At 38.4% G+C, this 22,670-nt stretch carries 18 protein-coding genes; all 18 read right to left on the reverse strand.

Annotated features, from left to right (window positions below; all coding sequences use genetic code 11):
• Positions 1-392 precede the first annotated feature (392 nt).
• Positions 393-2,366 carry a Stk1 family PASTA domain-containing Ser/Thr kinase gene (gene pknB / locus O3798_RS05685; RefSeq protein ID WP_371463881.1) on the reverse strand — a complete coding sequence of 658 codons (1,974 nt, stop codon included), beginning with the start codon at positions 2,364-2,366 and terminating at the stop codon, positions 393-395.
• Positions 2,363-3,112, reverse strand: a complete 750-nt coding sequence (locus O3798_RS05690) for a Stp1/IreP family PP2C-type Ser/Thr phosphatase (RefSeq protein WP_048711075.1) — start codon at positions 3,110-3,112, stop codon at positions 2,363-2,365. The genes pknB and O3798_RS05690 overlap by 4 nt, the downstream gene beginning before the upstream one ends.
• Positions 3,113-3,133: 21 nt before the next feature.
• Positions 3,134-4,456: a 16S rRNA (cytosine(967)-C(5))-methyltransferase RsmB gene (rsmB, locus tag O3798_RS05695; RefSeq protein WP_371463882.1), complete on the reverse strand. Its 1,323-nt coding sequence runs from the start codon at positions 4,454-4,456 to the stop codon at positions 3,134-3,136.
• Positions 4,449-5,405, reverse strand: a complete 957-nt coding sequence (gene fmt, locus O3798_RS05700) for a methionyl-tRNA formyltransferase (RefSeq protein WP_371463883.1) — start codon at positions 5,403-5,405, stop codon at positions 4,449-4,451. The genes rsmB and fmt overlap by 8 nt, the downstream gene beginning before the upstream one ends.
• A 9-nt stretch (positions 5,406-5,414) precedes the next feature.
• Complete coding sequence (gene priA, locus O3798_RS05705) at positions 5,415-7,820, reverse strand: primosomal protein N' (RefSeq protein ID WP_371463884.1); 2,406 nt, start codon at positions 7,818-7,820, stop codon at positions 5,415-5,417.
• A gap of 130 nt (positions 7,821-7,950) precedes the next feature.
• A complete protein-coding gene (rpoZ, locus tag O3798_RS05710) occupies positions 7,951-8,166 on the reverse strand; it encodes a DNA-directed RNA polymerase subunit omega (protein WP_048712313.1) in 216 nt (71 codons plus the stop codon).
• A gap of 17 nt (positions 8,167-8,183) precedes the next feature.
• The gene (gmk, locus tag O3798_RS05715) at positions 8,184-8,819 is read right to left on the reverse strand and encodes a guanylate kinase (protein WP_048712315.1); all 636 of its coding nucleotides are present in this window, start codon (positions 8,817-8,819) and stop codon (positions 8,184-8,186) included.
• A gap of 198 nt (positions 8,820-9,017) precedes the next feature.
• Positions 9,018-10,385 (reverse strand): MATE family efflux transporter, encoded by a 1,368-nt coding sequence (locus O3798_RS05720; protein ID WP_371463885.1) that lies wholly within the window; start codon positions 10,383-10,385, stop codon positions 9,018-9,020.
• A 94-nt stretch (positions 10,386-10,479) separates the two neighbouring features.
• Entirely contained in the window at positions 10,480-11,127 is a 648-nt protein-coding gene (locus O3798_RS05725; protein WP_048712320.1) for an HD domain-containing protein, read from the reverse strand.
• Positions 11,124-12,107, reverse strand: a complete 984-nt coding sequence (locus tag O3798_RS05730; protein WP_048784166.1) for a Gfo/Idh/MocA family protein — start codon at positions 12,105-12,107, stop codon at positions 11,124-11,126. The genes O3798_RS05725 and O3798_RS05730 overlap by 4 nt, the downstream gene beginning before the upstream one ends.
• Positions 12,108-12,200: 93 nt before the next feature.
• Positions 12,201-12,932 (reverse strand): alpha/beta hydrolase, encoded by a 732-nt coding sequence (locus O3798_RS05735; protein ID WP_048784168.1) that lies wholly within the window; start codon positions 12,930-12,932, stop codon positions 12,201-12,203.
• 208 nt (positions 12,933-13,140) lie between these two features.
• Positions 13,141-14,988, reverse strand: a complete 1,848-nt coding sequence (gene typA, locus O3798_RS05740; protein ID WP_371463886.1) for a translational GTPase TypA — start codon at positions 14,986-14,988, stop codon at positions 13,141-13,143.
• A 189-nt stretch (positions 14,989-15,177) separates the two neighbouring features.
• Positions 15,178-17,832, reverse strand: coding sequence for a DNA polymerase I (gene polA / locus O3798_RS05745; RefSeq protein WP_371463887.1), 2,655 nt, complete (start codon positions 17,830-17,832; stop codon positions 15,178-15,180).
• A gap of 209 nt (positions 17,833-18,041) precedes the next feature.
• Positions 18,042-18,542 (reverse strand): GNAT family N-acetyltransferase, encoded by a 501-nt coding sequence (locus O3798_RS05750; RefSeq protein ID WP_371463888.1) that lies wholly within the window; start codon positions 18,540-18,542, stop codon positions 18,042-18,044.
• 149 nt (positions 18,543-18,691) lie between these two features.
• A complete protein-coding gene (gene murC / locus O3798_RS05755; RefSeq protein WP_371463889.1) occupies positions 18,692-20,023 on the reverse strand; it encodes a UDP-N-acetylmuramate--L-alanine ligase in 1,332 nt (443 codons plus the stop codon).
• Positions 20,024-20,043: 20 nt separating this feature from the next.
• Positions 20,044-20,850 carry a hypothetical protein gene (locus O3798_RS05760; protein ID WP_371463890.1) on the reverse strand — a complete coding sequence of 269 codons (807 nt, stop codon included), beginning with the start codon at positions 20,848-20,850 and terminating at the stop codon, positions 20,044-20,046.
• Between the two features lie 16 nt (positions 20,851-20,866).
• Positions 20,867-21,493 (reverse strand): YtpR family tRNA-binding protein, encoded by a 627-nt coding sequence (gene ytpR, locus O3798_RS05765; protein ID WP_371463891.1) that lies wholly within the window; start codon positions 21,491-21,493, stop codon positions 20,867-20,869.
• A gap of 19 nt (positions 21,494-21,512) precedes the next feature.
• Positions 21,513-22,595: a glutamyl aminopeptidase gene (gene pepA / locus O3798_RS05770; protein WP_371463892.1), complete on the reverse strand. Its 1,083-nt coding sequence runs from the start codon at positions 22,593-22,595 to the stop codon at positions 21,513-21,515.
• Between the last annotated feature and the right edge of the window lie 75 nt (positions 22,596-22,670).

Consider the following 22,670-nt stretch of genomic DNA (forward strand, 5'->3'; position numbering starts at 1 on the left):
TTGAATTTTCATAAGCTTTGAAAAGCTCATTTTAATTACTGACTTATTGTATCTCTTTAAGAGATAAGAAATTGTTGTTTCTTCATCAAAAGATGAAGTCCCTACACATTTGGTTTGTCTTCTTTGTTCAGTTTTCAAAGGTCAATCGTTGTTTTGCAACAACTTCTATATCCTATCACAGGACATTTTTACTGTCAACAGATTTCATGTAACTTTTTTTAAGTTTTTTGAAACTGTTTTATAAGCGAACGTTCGCTCAACAGTGATATTAATTTATCATAACTGATTACCAATTTCAACTGAAATGACTAAGAAAATTTTAGATATTTTATTATTCTATAAAAATTCAAAAAAGAGCCTAGGTTACTTGAACCTAGACTCTCATATATACTCTACTGTACGACCCCTGTATCGATTGCTACACCATCTCTTTTAATGATGTATTTACCACTTTGAACTTGATTATTAAATGTAAAGTCGATTGTCACACTTGTGTTCTCAGAAATCTTGAAGGTACGATACGCAGTATTAATATTGTTGTTTGCATCTTGAATAAAGATTTCAACTGTATTTTGTTTTGCTTCTTGGGTATTTGACCCAGAGTTCGCATTATTATTGTTATTTGTCTTCTTCGCTTCATAAGGAATCGTGAATTGGCGAGATACTACTCGTTCTCCTTTTCCTTTCGAGATGACAACTGTTAATGTATCACCTTTTTTAAGAGCTGTGCCTTCTGCTGGTGATTGTTTAATAACAGTATCTGCTGTTTCATTACTATTTTCTTCTGAAATTTGTAACTTCAAGCCATGTTCTTTCGCGTAGTCTTCAACGCCTGAACGCGAATAACCTTTTAAGTTAATTAACGTTACTGGTTCTTTTCCTTTAGATACGGTTAAAACCATTTTTGTATCTTTGGCGACTACTTTTTCACCTTTAGCAACACTTTGTTCTATTACCTTACCAGACTCTACAGTATCTGAATAACTTTCTTTCTTCTCTACTGCAATTCCTAGTTTTTGCAAGGCTGCTTTGGCTTCATTGAAAGTCTTGCCGGTATAATCTCCGACTTCAACGGTGTCTTTACCAGCACTTACTTTTAATACCACTTTAGATTTTTCTTTTACAGAACTTCCTGCCTTAGGGTTCGTCTCTACAACTTTCCCTTCTTCGACAGTGTCCGACTTCACTTTTTGCACATCTGACACTTCGAGGTTCGCATCCGCTAATTTTACTTTTGCATCTGCTTCAGTAAGGTTCGTTACATCTGGAACTTTAACGTCTTTTGGAGAAGTTTGAATAAATGCATAGATAGTTCCAGCACTAATGATGATAAATAGTAGCAATAAGATCCATGGCCATTTCTTTTTCTTCTTCTTTTTAGGTTCCTCTTGAACAACTTTCTTCTCTTCGTCAAATTGAATTTCAGGAACTTCCTTACTTGTTGCTGGAACCTTACGAGGGATTGGTCCTGTCGTAATTGGTTGCAACACCTTTGTTTCCTGACTGAAAGCAGTCGGTTTAAACATTGGCTCGTGTAAGCGTTCTGGATTTAAGCATGTTTGTAAATCTTCCAACATTTCGTAGCAACTGCTGTAACGATCAAGAGGTTCTTTCGCAGTCACCTTCAACACCACATTTTCTAAACTTTGTGGTACTGTTGGTAACATCTGTGATATCCGAGGAAGTGGCTCTTGGAAATGTTTCAACGCGATTGAAACTGCTGATTCTCCTTCAAAAGGAACTTCACCGACTAATAACTCATACAATACGATACCGAGTGCATAAATATCACTGCGGATTGTTGCCATTCCACCTCTTGCCTGTTCAGGAGATAAATAATGAACAGAACCAAGCAATGTATTCGTTTGTGTTAATGACGTTTCAGAAAGTGCAATTGCAATCCCAAAGTCTGTAATCTTCACATTACCTTCTCTATCAATTAAGATGTTTTGAGGTTTGATATCGCGGTGAATGATTCGATTTTGGTGAGCGAGCTCAATCGCTGAAACGATTTGTGTCATAATACGAACGGCTTCACGTGGTGGAAGAGGTCCTCTCTCACGAATGTACTCTTTCAAATCCGTTCCTTCGACGTATTCCATTACAATGTAATTTGTTCCGTCTTCTTCTCCAACATCATATACACTTACAATGTTTGGATGGACTAATTGTGTTGCTGATTTCGCTTCTCGTTGGAAACGTCTCATCGCAGCTTCATTTGTATGGAAGTCTAAGCGTAACACTTTTACTGCCACGGGTCTTTCTAGAATTAAATCTTGTGCTAAATACACTGTGGCCATTCCACCAGTCCCGATATGAGACTTGATTTTATAGCGACCACCAACTGTTTTTCCTGGTACAATCATTCTTCTACCTCCTCCCTGGCAGTATATTTTGCAATCGCAACTGTAATGTTATCGCGACCGCCCGCCTCATTTGCAGCATCGACCGCTTTATTCGCTTGCGTTGTTACATCTGAATAATTCCCTAGAATTTCTTTAATATATTGATCTTCAACCATATTCGACAATCCATCTGAACAAAGGAAAATCGTGTCTCCATTTTTTAGACTCACTCTTACAAAATCAATCTGGACATTCAGTGTAATCCCTAAAGACTGCGTTACAATATTTCGTTGAGGGTGGCTTTTGGCTTCCTCTTCAGAAATCTCTCCAGATTTTAACAACTCTTGTACGAGTGTATGATCTTCTGTCAATTGTTTCATTTGAAAATTGCGATACAAATAAGCACGGCTATCACCGACGTTTGCAATTAACAATTCAGAACCGATCACTACGGCAACCACAATTGTTGTTCCCATTCCATCTAGCTCACGATATTGATTCGCTTTTTGGAAAATACGATCATTTTCGGCCTGAATATTTTTAACGAGCCATTGATAAGCGGCTTCTGTATCCGTAATACTTTCTTCTTCCCAACGTTTTCCCAAATGCGATAATGCCATAGCACTTGCTACATCCCCAGCATTATGCCCGCCGATACCGTCACACACAACAATCATCGGCACGTTTTGAGTATTCAAAAAATATCCGGCAGCATCTTCATTTAAAGTACGTCTTTGTCCGACGTCACTTTTGATGGCTATCTCCATATTTTTCCTCCTGTTGCGAATTTATTTTCTTACCATTCTCGCGATGAAAAATCCATCTGTATGATATTCATGCGGTAAAATCGTAAGCATCGGATTTTCCTTTGTACAACCAAACTCTTCGATTCGTTGTAATTCAAACTCCGGATGTTCTCGTAAAAAGTTATGGACTACTTCTTCATTTTCACCCTTGTTAATTGTACAAGTTGAATAGATGAGTTTTCCACCTTTCTTTACCATTGTAGCAATTGCAGACAAAATTTCCAACTGTATTTTTGTTAATTTTGTTAAATCTTCACTATTTTTTGTGTATTTTATATCTGGTTTACGACGCATCAAGCCCAATCCAGAGCATGGTGCATCTACAAATACCGCGTCAAAGCTTTCTTCTTTAAATAGTTCGCCAACTTTTCTAGCATCGAGTGCGTGAGTATGAATTCTGTCTTCTACTCCTAAACGTTTTGCGTTTTGATGAATCTTACGTAATTTATTCTCATGTAAATCCAACGCCTCTACAAGTCCGCCCTCTTCAGGCACTAAGTAACTTGCAAAATGAGTGGTTTTCCCTCCAGGAGCAGCACACGTATCGAGCACTTTATCTCCAGGTTGTAAGTCCCCTACTTGAGCCACTAATGAAGAAGACTCATCTTGAACGGTAACCATTCCATTTTTGAATGCTTTCGACCCTAGTAAATCTCCTTCTTCGACAATCACTGCTCGAGGAGACAACTTGCTTGGCTGAACCATAACCCCTTCTTCTCTTAAAAGAGTTTGCACTTCATCAACCGACATCTCTGGATTTTGAATACGCGCACTTAGGTGAGGCGCAATATTTAAACTTGGGAAAATTTCTCTAGCCTCTTCTCCGTATTGTTCAAATAATAAATCCACAATCCAGCGTGGCATACTATATTCAACACTCAAACGTTCACGTTCATCTTTAATAGAAGAAACTCCATCGAATCCAGCACGTTGAACATTTCGAAGAACACCGTTGACGAATTTCGCAATCCCTTGATGACCACGTTTCTTCGCAATTTGAACGGCTTCAAAAATAGCTGCGTGATCAGGTACTCGGTCTAAATACGCCATTTGGTATACAGTCATTCGTAGGAGACTTAGCACCCATAATTCCATTTTCTTTTGTTTCTCGATAAATGGTTTTAAATAGAAGTCTAATGTCAGTTTACGCTGAATCGTTCCATAGAATAATTCCGTTAACAAACCTCTGTCTCTTGCATCCAGTTTGTGCTTTTGTAACACGTTTTGAAATGCAACTGTCGAGTACGCTTGATTCTTTTCTACATTCGTTAATAATTCTACGCAAATGTCACGTACATTACTCATGGTTTAACCCCTCAAAAATCGCATCATCCTTCACCCATTCTGAAAATCCATTCATAAATGCCTTCGCATCCATTTGAGCTTTTCCTGCTGGTTGAAGACGTGTAATCTCAAGAACCGTTCCGCCACCACAAGCCACATATAGACGTCCGCCTTCTACAAATAAGCTACCTGGTGCTTTAGTAGTTTGTTTATCCGTTAAAGCTACTCCCCACATCTTCACACGGTTTCCATTTAAAATCGTAAATGAAGTTGGCCATGGACGTAAGCCACGTACGAAACAATCTACTTCAGTCGCTGTTTTATTCCAGTCAATTTGCTCTTGCTCTCTTGAAATATTTGGAGAGAACGATACAAGCGCTTCATCTTGTTCTACTTCAGTAATCGTTCCAGCAAATAACGCTGGTAATGTTTCGATTAATAAATCCGCTCCAACGACACTTAGTTTTTCAAACATACTAGCCACATCGTCTTCACCAGTAATTGGAATGGCGCGTTGTGAAATAATCGCACCCGCATCCATTTTTGCAACCATTCGCATAATTGTTACGCCAGTTTCTTTGTCCCCGTTCATAATTGCATAATGGATTGGAGCTCCACCACGATATTTTGGTAAGAGTGACGCGTGAACGTTCACCGCACCAAAACGAGGGAAGTTTAAAAACTTCGTTGGTAAGAATTGACCATATGCAGCCGTTACAATTAAATCTGCATCTAGTTGCATCAACTCTTCCAATTCCTGAGACCCACTTAATTTTTCTGGTTGGTAAACAGGAATATCATGCTCCAATGCCACTACTTTAACAGGAGTTGGTGTAATGATTTTCTTACGTCCAACTGCACGGTCTGGTTGTGTAACAACGGCAATGACTTCAACTGTTTTATCTTCAATTAATCGTTTCAAAACACCTGTTGAAAACTCAGGCGTTCCCATAAAAATAACTTTCTTCATTTTTCACCTCTATAAGAAATGTTGTGGTTCCATATCAATCGTCATGAGTAATTTCTTCGAACCCACTTCTTGCGTTTCCATCATCAATTGCTCAAGAAACTCTTGCAGTTGCGGTTCGTTTTTGTATTTCACAATAATTTGGAAATAATAACGATTATTCATTCGCGCAATCGATTTAGCAGTTGGGCCTAACACAACTGCATTCGGCGACACGTTCGCCTTCAACGCCTTATGCACTTCAACGGCTTTCTTCAAAGCCACCCCTTCTTCTTCACTAGAGAAAGTAATCATCGTGGTAAAGAAGTACGGTGGATAGTTTGCCATATGACGCATCCGCATCTCTGTTTCAAAGAATCGTTCATACTGATGACCTTGCGCTAATTGAATCGCATAGTGAGTTGGGTTATAAGTTTGGATAAATACCTCACCTGGTTTATCCCCACGCCCCGCACGTCCTGAAACTTGGGTCAGTAGTTGGAATGTTTTTTCCGAGCTTCTAAAGTCAGGAATATTCAATGCCGTATCTGCATTAATTACTCCAACGAGAGTTACGTTAGGATAATCAAGTCCCTTCGCAATCATTTGCGTTCCAATTAAAATATCGGCTTCTTGATTCTCAAACTGTTTCAGAATCGCCTCATGTTGCCCTTTACGTCTTGTCGTATCCACATCCATTCGTACAATGCGAGCATCTGGGAACACTTCTTGCAATTCTTCTTGCACCTTCTGCGTTCCTGTTCCAAAATAACGGATTTGTCGGCTATGACATTTCGGACAAAAATTAGGAATATGTTCTTCATGACCACAATAGTGACATTTCATACTTCTTGTATCCATATGAAGCGTTAATGAAATATCGCAATTAGGACATTCCAAAACTGTTCCACAATCACGACAAAGTACAAATGAAGAATATCCGCGTCGGTTTAAGAGTAAGACACTTTGTTCTCCTCGTTCTAATCGTTTTTCGACCGCATCTAGTAACGTCTTCGAAAACGATCCTTTTTGATGAACGAATTCCGTTCTCATATCAATCAAATGAACTTCTGGTAATAGTTGCGCCCTTGCACGTTTCGTTAATCGTAGAAGTGTATACACTCCCTTTTGTGCACGCGCACGGGACTCAAGACTTGGAGTCGCACTTCCTAACACCACTGGACAGTGATGATATTCCCCACGCCAAATCGCTACATCGCGAGCGTGATATCTTGGAGACTCATCTTGTTTATATGTTGCTTCGTGTTCTTCATCTAAAATAATAATTCCGATGTTTTCTAATGGAGCAAAGACTGAAGAACGAGCACCGACCACAATGTCTGCTTCCTTATTCTTAATCTTACGCCATTCATCGTATTTTTCTCCGACACTCAACCCACTATGAAGCACCGCTACACGGTCTCCAAAGCGAGACTTGAATCGGTCGACCATTTGAGGAGTCAATGCGATTTCTGGGACGAGCATCATCGCGCTCTTTCCTTTTTCAATCACTTCCCCAATCCATTGTAAATACACTTCTGTTTTCCCAGAACCTGTTACACCTTCTAACAAGTATACTTTTGACGTGTCGGTATCGATAGATTCTTCTTTCACTCGGTCAAACGCGACTTGTTGTTCAGGATTTAACTGGAATGGAGCACTCTTTTTAAAGACTCTTCCTTTATAAGGGTCGCGGTTCACTTCTTTTTGAACAATCGTAATCCAATTACGTTCTACTGCGAATTTTAAATCGGCTGTTGTGAAATCCGTATCCTCTAAGAAACGTCTCTTTTCGATTTCCATCACTTCCATCGAAGCGAGTGTTTTTAAGAGTGCTACTTTTTTCTTCGCACGCGCAGAGATTGTAGGGATAAACTCTTCATACTCTTGCATCACATAATTCAATCGAATCCAGTCTTCTGTTTTTACCTTGGCACGGTCTTTGACAAGTGTCTCGATGACCACTGCACCTTCTTTTTTCAACTTCATCAATTGTTTTAAATGATCTTGTGGCAGGTCATCGGTATAAAGCAATGTAGTTTCGTAATGGAAAATTTCTCGAAATACATCTTCATGTTCTTTCGGATTCACTAACACAAATCGTTTTTCATAATTAGATTTCAACATCGCTGGAAGCATCGTTTGATAACATTGAATAAGGAAGGCATGAATCTTCTTCGATAAATACGCTCCAAGCTCTATCATCTCTGGTGACAAGACTGGATCTAAATCCATTAAATGCAAAATATCTTTTACTTCTCCGTCAAAATCTACTTCGTCACTAAGTGCTAGTACGAATCCAGAAATACTTCGCCCGCCAAACGGAACTGCAACACGCATCCCTACTTCAATACTCTCTTGTAAATTTTCTGGGACATGATAATCAAATGGTCGATTCACTTGAATGACGGGAACATCAACAATGACTTTTGCAAACATCTTCTCACCTCCAAAATAGTTTTACTACTCATTATACCATAATGCACTTTAATTTGTTGTCGCTTGCTCTACACTTCAAAACTACGAAAAGAAAAAAGCCAAGGGAGTTTCCCCTTGACTATAAATTTGATTATACGTGTTCTGGTTTGCTATCTTCACGGATTGTTAAGTCACCAGCAACTACTTCTTCCAACGCACGACCTACATTTTTATGTGATTCGTAGTGTTCTAACATTGGTGGTTCATGGTGGTGCAATTCATGCGCACGTTTGCTTGATAAAATAACTAATGAATATTTTGAATCGATTTTTTTCAATAATTTATCGATTGATGGATATAACATCATAATGGTCTTCCCTCTTTCTACTCTTCTTCTAAAATTTCTTCTAATTCATCTTCGAACTCTTCAATGCTCTCCAAGTTTCTTTGGATGCGTAAATGTTCTGTTTGAATAATTGCTTCGATTTGTTGAACCGCATTTTCTACTTTGTCATTGACAACAGAGTAATCATAATACTTCATCAAACCAAGTTCTTCTCTTGCAACCTTCATACGGTTTTTAATCACTTCGTCTGAATCTGTTCCACGGTTTACGATGCGAGATTCTAGTTCATGCAAATCAGGTGGTGTTAAGAAAATAAACACCCCATCTGGCATTGCTTCACGTACTTGAAGCGCTCCTTGAACTTCAATTTCTAAGAATACATCTTTTCCTTTATTTAATGTTTCTTGTACATAATCTAAAGGCGTTCCGTAGTAGTTTCCTACATACTCCGCGTATTCTAATAATTTTTTATTTGCAATCATCTCTTCAAATTCTTCTCTTGATTTGAAGAAATAATCTTTTCCATCCACTTCACCTGGTCTTGGCTTACGAGTCGTTGCAGATACAGAGTACACGAATTCTTGATTGTCTTTTGCAAAAATTGCTGCACGAACTGTTCCCTTGCCGACACCTGAAGGTCCAGATAAAACGATTAATAAACCTTTTCTTGCCATAATCGTTTGAAAACTCCAATCTCTTTACATCTTTTTACTATAGTATCACAAACACTATTCTCTCAACAACCAAAAGTATTGTAAATTCAATAAAAAATCATTATTCGTCTGTTTTCTTTTGATTTTCCATAATTTCAGTAAACTACTCCACACGATTTATACTCAAAACAAAAAGGCTGGAAAATTCCAGCCTTTCCTTTATGCAATTCGAATATTTTTCCATCGTCCACTTCTAAATCGAAGGAGAATAATCATATCCCTGATAAATTGGTCGATAAAGACTGCATACCATGCACCAGCAAGTCCCCATCCAAAGAAGTTTACAAACACATATCCTACACTCAATCGAATGACGCATGATCCAATAAAAATTGCAATGAGTGGCCATACTGTATCTCCTGCCCCACGCAGTGCTCCAGAAGTAATCAATTGATGACTTTGGAACGGTTGAACGAACGCAACGATGGATAAAGCAATAACGGTATTTTGAATAATTTCCACGTTATCCGTATACATCCCTGCTAAAAATGTTGCACCAAAATAGATTGAAGCAGACATCATAATCGCTAACATTAACCCGATGCGCTGGCACATTTTGGTATAGCGCTCTGCTAATTTCTCATCTTTTGCCCCAAGCGATTGCCCCATCAGTGACGAAGCAGTAATCCCGAAAGCTTGAGCTGGAGAATACGATAGCGAAAGTACATTCAAAGCAATTTGGTGAGCCGCATAAACATTATTTCCTAGTCCTGAAACGATTTTCAAGAACATGATAACGCCAAAACGTAGTGCCATTTGTTCTAATGCTGTTGGTATTCCGATACGTACTAAATCGCGCATCACTTCCGCCCTAAATTCAAATTTTTCCTTAAAATCGAGTTTTAGAATACTTTTTCCTGACAAAATATAACGTACATTTAACACCATCGCGATTAAATTCGATGCAGCTGTAGCAATCGCCGCTCCTGTAACGCCTAATGCCGGAAAGCCAAACATACCGTAGATTAAAATGGCATTTCCTAAAACATTACAGCTATTGGCTATAATATTATTCTTCATCGGAGTTTTGGTTTCACCAATCCCTCGAAGCGCTGCTGTTACAGTAAACGATAGTGATTGGAAGATAAATCCAATGGTGACAATTCTAAAGTAGTCCACACCGACATTAATAACTGTCGCATCGCCCCCAAGTAAAGATAAGATTTCCGGGGCGAAAATCAGCATCAATATTGCTGTTGGCGTCACACAGAAAACCATCGCAAGAATCATTACATGCTTCAGGATACTTCCCATGCGATTGTATTTCTTTGATCCAAAATACCTAGCAATAATCGCAGTCCCGCCGACATTTAATGCCTGAATCAAACTTAGTCCAAGGAACATTGGTTGGTTTGTCATCCCAACTGCAGAAACAGCTGCGGCAGTATCCCCTGGAATCTTACCCACCATCATCATATCGACCATTCCAAAGAGTGCACCAAGAAGTACTTCCACAAATACCGGCCATACAATCACAAATATATTTTTTCGAAGTTCTTTATTCGTAAGTTGTTGCTCAACTTCCACGAAACCAATCCTCTCACTTTAAAATGTAGTTACTATTTTACACCTGTTTCTCTTACAAAACAAATAAGCGACAAAAAATTTTGTCGCTTATTGTCTATCGTTTCCCATCCCATTCGGCATAAAATTGCTCTAAGTACAGTTCTAAAAATTCATGTCGCCCTTTTGCCAATTCATTACCATATTTGGTATTCATCAAATCTTTTAACTTCAGTAATTTTTCATAGAAATGCATAATAGCTGTCGATTCACCGTTTCTATATTCTTCAGGCGTTAAGTTTTCACGTGGCTTCATTTCTGGTTTGTGGATTGGTCTTCCAGTACTTCCAGAGTAACACATCACTCTAGCAATCCCGATAGCACCAATGGCATCTAATCGATCCGCATCTTGCACTACTTTTCCTTCAAGAGAAAGTTCTTGTTGTTCCTTATGATTCTTAAACGACATTCTCGTAATAATCGACTCAATAGCTTCAACTTGTTCAGGAGTCACTTCAATAGAAATTAGAAATCCTTTCAATTCCTTCAACGCGGTTGCGGGATCGTTGACAATTTTATCATCGATAACATCATGGAGTAGCGCTGCAGCTTCACAAATAAATAAGTCTGCTCCTTCCGCCTTCGCAATCGTCTTTGTCGTATTGACGACGCGTTCAATATGCGACCAATCGTGCCCTGTTGTATCTGCACTAAGCACTCTTTTGGCATACTGTTCCATTCGTTTTAATTGTTCTTGTTGCTTCATGCTTCCTCTTCCTCTGGATACTTGATTCCCCATTCACGACGTAATTCTGTCATAATTTTCATCACATCGACCGTATATTCAAGATGCATTTTGTCTACTCCTGAATTAATCGTTGACTCCATATCTAGCACTTCATAAGCTAAGGCATCTAATCCCAATTCATCTTCAAAAGTTTCAACGTGTCCATCTTCTGTATAAGTAATCGTTGCTTTATGTGCTCGAGGATAATCTACAATCTCAATATACCCTTTGTCGTAAGCAATGACTCCGCGTTTTGGTTGTTTAGCATGTAGCGTCATCGTGACAGTTGCCATTTCTCCAGCATCATTCGTCAAAACGATTCCAGCTTGTTCATCCACACCCGTTGGCGCTAATTTCACTTGAGAAACCATCGAACTTGGCGCCTCACTCATGAAATAACGAATGCAAGACAAGGCATATACACCGATATCAAGCAATGCCCCTCCTGCTAGATTGCGATTGAAGAAACGATTCGTCATATCATAATCTTTATAGCTACCAAAGTTCATTTGAATCATGCGAAGCTCACCTAAGTTTTCAGCAGCTTTTCTTAATTGTTTATAGACTGGCATATGGTAAAGTGTCATCGCTTCAGCCAAAATTACATTATTTTCTTTAGCAAGTTGCAACGCTTCTTCCAACTCTTCACTGTTTAGCGTAATCGCCTTTTCACATAATACGTGTTTTCCAGCGGCTAATGCTTTTCTAAGATAGTGAATATGAGTGTTGTGTGGTGTTGAAATATAAATAATATCCACTGCAGGATCTATAAATACATCATCAATTGCATCGTATACTTTTTCAATACCATATTTTTGGGCAAATTTCACGGCATTCGCATAGGTGCGATTGGCCACACCATAGAGTTTTCCATTTAAAGATTCCATTGCTACGGCTAATTCATTCGCAATAACGCCAGTTCCGATAGTGACCCAGTTCTTTGTTACTTTTTGTTGCATACACTCTACCTCCAAAATTCGTTACTTTCATGATACCTGCCGAGGTGTGAAAACTCAACTCTAGCGTATAAAAAAGCTAGACCGAAGCCTAGCTTAATGTGTTACGATGAATTGTTTAATCAATTGAATGAGTTGTTTTTGTTGCTCTTCGGCACTCATTGTCGCCTCACCATCTCCATTTTGCTGACCATAAAGTCCAAATCCACTATGATTCCCACCTTCAATGACTTTATAGAGTGTAGACTCTGGTAACCGAGATTTGGCATCTTCATATTTCTCTTGTTTCAAAATTTTATCGTTCGAAGCCGTAATGGATAAAACAGGAATTTGTGTTTCACTGATATCCGTACTCTGATCTGGATAACTTGCTAGTAAAATTAACCCTGCTACTTGACCCGTCTCGTTCAATTTTTTCGCTTCAACCGTCGAAACAACTCCACCTAGAGAATGCCCTCCGACAAACACTTTATCCAAGTGCTCTTCTTTTACGATAGTGGCCATCGTTCCATTATCCAATACCGGTAAATTTAACTGAGAGGAAATAATGTACACTTCGATTCCTTCTTTAGCGAGTCCATCAGCTAATTTTGCATAAGCTTGCGGTTCAACTAATGCACCCGTATAAAATAAAAGCGTTCCTTTCTTTTCGCCAGTCACCTCAAAATGAGTCCAGTTGTTTTTCTGTTCAAACGCAGCAATATTCCAAGTTTTTTGTGCCTCAGGAGTCGCTCGATACGTAAACATTTGAATCAATCCCAGGGCCAATAAAATAAATGCGAAAAGTACCCCAAAAACTCCGTACATGATTTTTCTTTGTTTTGTCATCTGTCATCTCTTCTCTCTATAAACCTTACCACTATAGGATACTACAACTGTACATAAAAACACAATACACCTAATACAAGTGATACCGTATACGGTATCACTTAACTTTTAAAACCGGAACTTTCATGAGCAAGTTGTTCGAGTTAAATTAAATCAATAAAAACAACAAAAAAAGTGGATGCAATGCATCCACCTTTTGCTATTCAGATTAATTTTCTGCTTCGGCTTGTTTTTTACGTTTATTTGCTTTTTCACGTTCGCCTTTATTTAGAATTTGTTTTCTTAAACGAATTGTTTCTGGAGTAATTTCGCAGTATTCATCGTCTGATAAGAATTCTAATGACTCTTCAAGAGATAATTTCTTAGGAGTCTTAATCACTGAAGTTTGGTCTTTCGTAGCTGAACGAATATTTGTTTGTTGTTTTGCTTTCGTAATATTAACCGCTAAGTCATTTTCACGAGAGTGTTCTCCAACAATCATTCCTTCATAAATTTCAGTACCTGGTTCAGTGAAAATTACACCACGTTCTTCAACACCCATAATTCCGTATGTTGTTGCTTTACCTGTATCTGTTGAAACAAGTGCCCCATTACGACGTCCGCCGATGCTTGTTGGAATGTATGGTAAGTATTGATCGAATGTGTGGTTCATGATTCCGTAACCACGTGTCATTGATAAGAATTCAGTTGTATATCCTAATAATCCACGAGCTGGAACTAAGAAGACAATACGAACTTGTCCGTTATCATTGTGTTGCATATCTTGCATTTCACCTTTACGGTTACTTAATGATTCGATAATTGAACCCATGTATTCTTCAGGAGTATCGATTTGTACACGTTCAAATGGTTCACATTTCACGCCATCGATTTCTTTGATGATTACTTCTGGACGAGATACTTGTAATTCGTATCCTTCACGACGCATGTTTTCGATAAGAATTGATAAGTGTAATTCCCCACGTCCTGATACGATCCATGCATCTGGTGAATCAGTTGGTTCAACTTTAAGAGATACGTCTGTGTGTAATTCACGCATTAGACGTTCTTCAATCTTACGTGCTGTTACAAATTTACCTTCACGTCCTGCAAATGGTGAGTTGTTCGTCAAGAATGTCATTTGTAATGTTGGTTCGTCAATGTGTAATACTGGTAAGCTTTCATGTGTATCTACTGGAGTTACTGTTTCTCCAACGAAGATATCTTCCATACCAGATACAGCGATTAAGTCCCCTGCTTTTGCTTCGTTAATTTCTAAACGATTTAATCCGAAGAAACCAAATAATTTAGTAACACGGAAGTTTTTCTTTGTACCGTCTAATTTTAATAAGGTTACTTGGTCCCCAACTTTGATTGTTCCACGGAAGACACGTCCGATACCGATACGTCCAACGTAGTCATTATAGTCTAATAATGATACTTGGAATTGTAATGGTTCATCTGAGTTATCTACTGGTGCTGGGATATGTTCGATAATTGTATCGAATAAGTAATCCATTGTTTTTTCTTGGTCCGCTGGGTTATCTGATAAACTTGAAGTTCCGTTTAATGCTGAAGCATAAACTACTGGGAATTCTAATTGATCATCATCGGCACCTAATTCGATGAATAATTCTAACACTTCATCGACTACTTCTTCTGGACGAGCAGCATCACGGTCGATTTTGTTTACAACAATGATTGGTGTTAAATGTTGTTCTAATGCTTTTTTCAATACGAAACGAGTTTGAGGCATTGTCCCTTCATACGCATCCACTACAAGAACTACACCGTCTACCATTTTCATGATACGTTCTACTTCTCCACCGAAGTCCGCGTGTCCTGGTGTATCCATGATATTGATACGAGTTCCTTTATATTGAACGGCTGTATTTTTCGCTAAAATTGTAATTCCGCGTTCACGTTCGATATCGTTTGAGTCCATGGCACGTTCTGATAATTCTGTACGTGCATCTAATGTATCTGATTGTTTTAATAATTCATCCACAAGTGTTGTTTTACCGTGGTCAACGTGGGCGATAATAGCAATATTGCGAATATCATTTCTTAATTTCATGTATTTCCTCCATTGATTGACAAAATGAAAGTGATGGAATCTGAACGCTAAAAGAGCCCTTCCATCACCTAAACTTCTTCTCTTAACTCAAAAAGTATACTACAAAAACGCTATAAACTCAAAAGATAAAACATAATGGACATCCCTAACTTACTTTCGTTAAGAAGAGATGCCCATTTTTATTTTTAGTTATTTTGCTTCAAACCAGTTGTCACCAACATTACTATCTGCGCGTAGTGGAACTTTCAGACTCACGGCATTTTCCATGACTTCTTCTACTAAGCTTTGAAGGCTTTCTAATTCGTCTTGTGGCACTTCGAAAATCAGTTCATCGTGCACTTGCAATAATAGGTTTGCTTTGAATTTACGTTCTCTCATTTCACGGTCCAATTCAATCATCGCCATCTTCAAAATATCAGCGGCACTTCCTTGGATTGGTGAGTTCATCGCTGTACGTTCGGCAAATGAGCGTAAATTAAAGTTACTTGAATGAATATCTGGCAAGTAGCGACGGCGGTGGAATAAAGTTTCCACATAATCTTTCTCACGCGCTTCTTTTACCACAGATTCCATAAAGTCTTTTACCCCTTGGAACTCTTCCAAATAACGGTCGATAAATTCTTTAGCTCTTTTACGAGAAATATTCAAGTTTTGAGATAATCCGTAATCACTAATGCCATACACAATCCCAAAGTTTACAGCTTTAGCTTGGCGACGCATTTCACTCGTTACATCGTCTGGGTTTGTAATTCCAAAGACACGCATTGCTGTGTTTGTATGAATGTCGACATTATTTTTGAACGCTTCAATCATATGTTTATCGCCAGCAATATGCGCTAATACACGCAATTCAATTTGCGAATAGTCGCTTGAGAGAATCTTCCAATCGTCATGTTCTGGTAAGAACGCGTAACGAATGCGACGTCCCTCTTTTGTACGGATTGGAATATTTTGTAAGTTTGGATCCACCGAGCTTAGACGACCTGTTTGCGTTAAGTTTTGGACAAAACGCGTATGAATCTTGCCGTCTGCTTGAATATACGCTTGCAATCCTTCTACATACGTTGAATTTAATTTAGCTAATTGACGATATTCTAAAATCAATTCTACGATTGGAGCTTGGTGCGCCAATTTCTCCAAAACATCTACTGCTGTTGAATAACCAGTCTTCGTCTTCTTGATAACTGGTAAGCCCATCTTTTCGAATAAGATGACCCCTAGTTGTTTAGTCGAATTAATATTAAACTCTTCTCCAGCTAGCTCGTAAATTTCTTGTTCGATTTCTTTTAGACGTGCTTCGAATTCCACACCCATCTCAACTAAACGTTCTTTATCGACGCGAATCCCTTGAATTTCCATACGCGCTAAAATGTCGCTCACTGGCAATTCCATTTCCCAATAAAGATGTGTTTGTTCATTTTCTTCGAGGCGTTTCAATAGTTTTTCTGGCGCCACCGCAATCGTATATACTTTGGCTGCTAAATGCTGATTCCATACTTCTTCATCTTCAGGAATTTGGATTTTAACGCCTTTTCCGTAAACGGCTTCGTCACTAGCAAGAATCGTCACATCGACACGGCGAGCCACGTCACTAATTTCTTTCACGATATCATTTGTGTCCACTAAATACGCAAGAAGTGACACATCATATTTGGCACCTGCTAACACAAACCCGAAACGATGTGCGAGTACTTTTGCTGCTTTTGTATCAAATAAATGTTTTTCGATTGATGCATCCGCCAGCCATTTCTTGAAAGCTTCTGAAGCAACGGCCGTATTTAAATCGGTCACGAAGACTTCTTTTTCATTTCCGAAGGCAACGGCAATCACATCTGCCACATGATAATTCGCTTCAAGCGTCTCAAAATGAACACTCGTTGCCCCTTTTAGAATATCTTCTGTAATCTCTGACACACGTTTGACGTTTGGGCGCTGAGCTTTTGGTGCTTCTTCTACTGTCGCAGCACCAGAATTTAATAGGTCAGATTGGAACGAATTGAAGTTCATTTCTTTATAGAATGCCATCAACGCATCTACATCTTGTTCCTTACGAAGGGTATCGTCTAGGGTGATTTCAAGAGGCGACTCCACATTGATGCGCGCTAATTTCTTACTTAAGAAAGCTAACTCTTTGTCGTTAATTAAGTTTTCTTTCAACTTACTCTTCTTCATTTCATCGACATGTTCATAGATTCCTTCGACGCTACCAAATTCTTGAAGAAGTTTCACGGCTGTTTTTTCACCGACTTTTGTAACACCAGGATAGTTATCGGAAGAATCTCCCATTAACCCCTTCATGTCGATAATTTGCTCAGGCGTTAAGCCGTATTTTTCAAAAATCACTTCAGGAGTGTACTCAACTAATTCTGTCACACCTTTTGTCGTAATTTTGACTGTGATATTATTATCCGCAAGCTGAATTAAGTCTTTATCTCCTGAAAGAACTACGACTTCATATCCTGCTGCTTCCCCTTGTTTGGCAAGAGTACCGATAATATCATCGGCTTCGTATTGGTTCAGACGGTAATGAGGAATTCCCCATGCATCTAAAAGCACATTAAAATAAGGCATCTGTTCGATAAATTCACCAGGAGTTTTCGAACGACCTCCTTTATAATCTGCATACATTTCAGTACGGAAAGTTGTCTTCCCTGCGTCCCATGCAACGAGCACATGAGTCGGTTTTTCAGAATCTAAAATGGACTTAAACATACGGTGAAATGAATAGAGTGCATTTGTATGTAAGCCGTTGGAATTTTTAAAACGATTTAAATCTAAAATTGAGAAAAATGCGCGGAATGCTAAGCTACTTCCGTCTACTAATAATAATTTTGGTTTTGCCATAATATGCCTCCTAATTTGTCATTATCAGTGTAACAAATAAACAAACTTGTGAACACTAAAAAGAGCTTTTTGAAGATAACCGTAAATAGAGTTTAAAGGTAAAGCCTGTTATGAACCCTTTAGTTTAAAATATCTACCGTGATAAACAAAAAACAGTAAATCATATGATCTACTGTTTTTTTGTAAGAATATATTTCATCTCAAACTGTTTATAATGTTTTTTCTAAAACGACAGCTTTTCCATGTTCGTTCGTTCTTTCAATTCCAGTTTCCATAAAACCGCATTTTTCCCAAAATCTTTTACTTTGAGGATTTCCTTTCATATAAGCAAGCCTTACTTTCGTAAATCCTTCTTCTCTAAAGGCTGTTAAAACCTCATTAATAATAAGGCTTCCCTTTCCTTGTCCAGACTCTTTACAATCCATCATAAAAAGGCCGATATAGATAGTTTCTTTTATCGGAAAAGATACAATGAAATCCATAATAGCAACTAATCTATTTTCCTTAAAAAAGCCTATGTAAAATTTATCTTCCATGTTTTTACCTTCTGGCAGAGCTTGTAAATCATTTAATACAGTTTGTTTACTAGGTTTTGGCGGACAATAGTTAAAATACAATGGATTGCCATTTTCTAAATCCAAAATAAGCGATACATCATTTTCTCCCATCCTTCTAATATTATATATCGTTGATAATTTACTCAAATTCATCTTAAGCCCTCCAAAAATTTGCTTCAATTTTATATTTTATCATTTCTCCTCCAAATCAAATCTATTAAATTAAATAGAAAGTGTACTATTCTACTGAGCGTTTATAAAAACAGAAAAAGCTTGACTTTCTGCCAAGCTTTTATGTTCATTTAGTTTTGTGTTGGAGAAGTATTTGATAAGAGTTTTTCATAAGCAAACTCATATTTTTGAACGTCCCCTGCACCCATAAACACGATTACTGCGTCTTTATAGTTTAATAATGGAGATACATTATCAAGAGGTAATACTTTCGCGCCACCTTTAACCAGTTTTGCTAAGTCTTCGATAGATACATCCCCTGCTTCTTCACGAACAGATGCGAAGATATCACATAAGTATACGTGGTCCGCAAGTGATAACACTGCCGCAAACTCTTCTAAAAGCGCGATTGTACGAGTAAATGTATGTGGTTGGAAGACTGCTACCACTTCTTTTTCTGGATATTTTTGACGTGCTGCATCTAATGTTGCACGAATTTCAGATGGATGGTGAGCGTAGTCATCGATGATTGTCACGCCGTTAATCACTTTTTCAGAGAAGCGACGTTTTACTCCACCGAAAGTGCTGAATTGTTCCGCTAATTCATTACGATCTAAATCGTTTAAGTAGTAGAATGCGATAATCGCTAATGCATTAAGGATGTTGTGGTCTCCATATGTTGGAATATAGAAATGACCATATAATTCACCTTTAATGTACGCATCGAAGTAGCTTCCACCTTTTTCTTTACGGATGTTTTTAGCAATGACATCATTATTTTCACCCACACCATAATAAGTAACAGGTACGATGGAATCTAATGTACGTAATCTTTCGTCATCCCCACAAGCGATGATTCCTTTTTTCACTTGTTTACCAAATGCTTCAAAAGCACTTTGAACGTCGTCGATATCTGTATAGTAGTCTGGATGGTCAAAGTCGATGTTTGTCATGATTGCATAGTCTGGACGGTATGCCATAAAGTGACGTTTATATTCACAAGCTTCTAAAACAAAATACTCTGAATTTTCAATCCCTTTACCAGTTCCATCACCGATAAGATAACTTGTTGGTTCCATTCCACTTAATACGTGAGATAGCAATCCTGTTGTACTTGTTTTTCCGTGCGAACCAGTAATGGCAACACTCTTATATCCTTTTAATAATTCACCTAAGAATTTGTGATAACGAATCACTTCTACACCTTTTTCACGTGCAGAAACTAATTCTTCATGGCTATCTGGAAATGCGTTCCCTGCAATAACAATTTGTCCTTCTTTAATATTGTCAGCGCTGAATGGTAACAATGTAATTCCAGCTTCTTCCAATCCTTTTTGAGTGAAGAAATATTGTTCTAAGTCTGACCCTTGCACTTTATAACCTTCCCCATGTAATACTAAGGCTAATGCGCTCATTCCTGATCCTTTTATTCCCGTAAAGTGATAAATCTTACTTTTATCCATTTTTTCTCCTCGCTTTTCTACTACTGTTTTTTCGGATGAACATATGGCAACTGACGTTCATGTTGCTCCTGTTCCATAATCATCGATAACGATTTTTTCATTGCGCGTCTTTGTTTTCCTGTTAGTGGTTTCTCCGGTGCTTTTCGTCTTTCAACTTTTGTCTCCGGCAACCCTTCTAACAAGGACTCTTGCACGACTTCAACATCTGATTCTTGTTTGCGTTTAAAGGCTGGTACATAGCCCTTTGTTGTGAAAACTTGGCTTTGTACTGGTTTCTCATAAGAGGTGCCATTGTACTCCTTCAAGCGTTTCTCGATTGTATCTTCTTGTTCCTCAACGGATACCAATAAAGCTTCTTCTTTTTCGAATAAAATCAAGTCCGTACTATTTGGCAATAACTCATTTTCTAATTCACGATAAGAAACTTTTGGTGTCTCTTCTTGTTCTAAACCTCTAGTACTTGAAGGTACCGTACTCGGTTTAAAAGGTTTGCGTTGATTCGTATTCAAATAAGAAGTCCAATCCACACGCGGTTTATATTTTTGATGACCTTCCGTCGCTTTTTCCTTAAATGAACGGAATTGCGCTGGTAATTGATGCTCCTCTTTTTCAATCGGTTGTAAGAGTGCTGCATCAGGTCGCTCATCAAAAGGTAAGGATTCTTGTGGAGTCTCATCTTTTCTTGTCGCATCAACTCGCGTCATTTCTTCAACGACCTGATCTTCAAAAGTTTGACCTTGCTTCAAGTAATTTGGAAAAGTAGACTTTTCACGTCTCGCTTGAAGCGATGCGAATGAATCGTTTTTCTCGTTAAATGGTTCATTCATGACTCCGTATCCTCCTTTATTGTAAGTTTAATGATTTAAATGGCGTTCCAACAGGAGTCGCATCATCTAATACTAAGATTCCTTTTTTCGCTGGTGCGTTTTCTAATCCTAATTCACGTGCTGAGCAAAGCATTCCATGACTAGCCACTCCGCGTAATTCTCCAGCCCAAATGATAGCGCCACTTGGCATTACTGTACCAGGTTTAGCAACAACCACTTTTTGTCCTGCTTTCACATTTGGTGCTCCGCAGACGATTTGTAACACTTCAGAGTCGCTTACTCGTGTCATTGTCACATGTAAGTGGTCAGAATCTTCATGATCTACGCAACTTTCAACGTATCCAACTACAAGCGCATCTTCCGGTGTTAAATCTAAAGTTGAAACATCAAATCCAGCTTTTTCAATCAATCCTTTGACAACTTCTTGTTGCTTGGGAGTTAAGACTTGTTGTCCATCTTCTTCAAATGAAATCACTTCAGAAATCTTTTCAATATTATAGCCTAGAACTTCTTTCGACTCACGAACAAAGACTTGAGTCACATTTCCTTTTTTCTCAAAGTCGACGTCGTAGCGGTTTGCAGTTCCACTTGTTAATAATAACGTATCACCGATACCCTTTTTGTTATAAAAACTTAACCACATATATTGTACCTCTTTACTCTTAATTTGTTCTTCCGTCTAAAATAGTGTTCACTGTGCTACGGTCTAACGCACGAATTGTTTGGATGACCATTTCACGTGCTGCTTCGTAGTCTTTAATTGAGAACATTGTTTGGTGTGTATGAATATAACGAGCACAAACCCCAATCACTGCACTAGGAACCCCTTGATTCATTAAGTGTGCTTTACCAGCATCTGTTCCACCTTGAGAAACAAAGTATTGGAATGGAATGTTATGAGTTAACGCAGTATCTTCTAAGAATTCTTTCATACGAGGAAGAGTCACCATACCTGGGTCTAAAATACGTAATAAGAACCCTTGGTCTAAATGCCCAAATGTTTCTTTTGAACCATTAATATCATCTGCTGCTGAGCAGTCTACCGCAAAGAATAAATCAGGATTGAACTTCGTCACACTTGGACCCGTACCACGTAATCCAACTTCTTCTTGCACGTTTGCTCCAGCGATTAATGTATTTGGTAAAGTTTCATCTTTAACAGCTTTTAACGCTTCAAGAACGACTGTACATCCGTAACGGTTATCCCAACATTTAGAAATCATGCGTTTCTTATTGGCCGTCCAAATGGTTTCTACATCCGGAACGATTGTATCACCAGGACGGCAACCATATTCAAGCGCTTCTTCGCGTGAAGTGAATCCAGCATCGAATAAAATATCTGTTACTTTCACTGCTGATTGTTGACCACCAGCCGCACGTAATAAATGCGGTGGGATTGAAGATGAAATAATTGGATAATCTCCATTACGAGTTAATAAAGTAAAACGTTGTGCTGAAACCACATATGGGTTCCATCCACCTAAAGGACTTACTTTGAACATTCCGTTTGGAGTGATGTTAGTTACCATGAAACCAACTTCGTCCATGTGTGCCGCAATCATAATGCGTGGTGCATCTTCTTTGCTATCACGAACTCCAAAAATACCGCCAAGACCATCTTGTTCAATGCGGTCTACTAAAGGTGTTAATTCGTTTCTCATGAATTCACGAATACGGCCTTCGTGTCCACTAGTTCCTTTCATTTCTGTTAACGTTTTGATTAATTGTTCTGTATGAGCTTCCATTGTATCCTCTTCTTTCCTACTTCTATAAAACATCTTATAAACGCGCCAAAAGCTGGAGGTCCTCCAGCTTTCTTT

The sequence above is a fragment of the Granulicatella sp. 20925_1_45 genome (assembly GCF_041433555.1).
Classification (GTDB): Bacteria; Bacillota; Bacilli; order Lactobacillales; family Aerococcaceae; genus Granulicatella.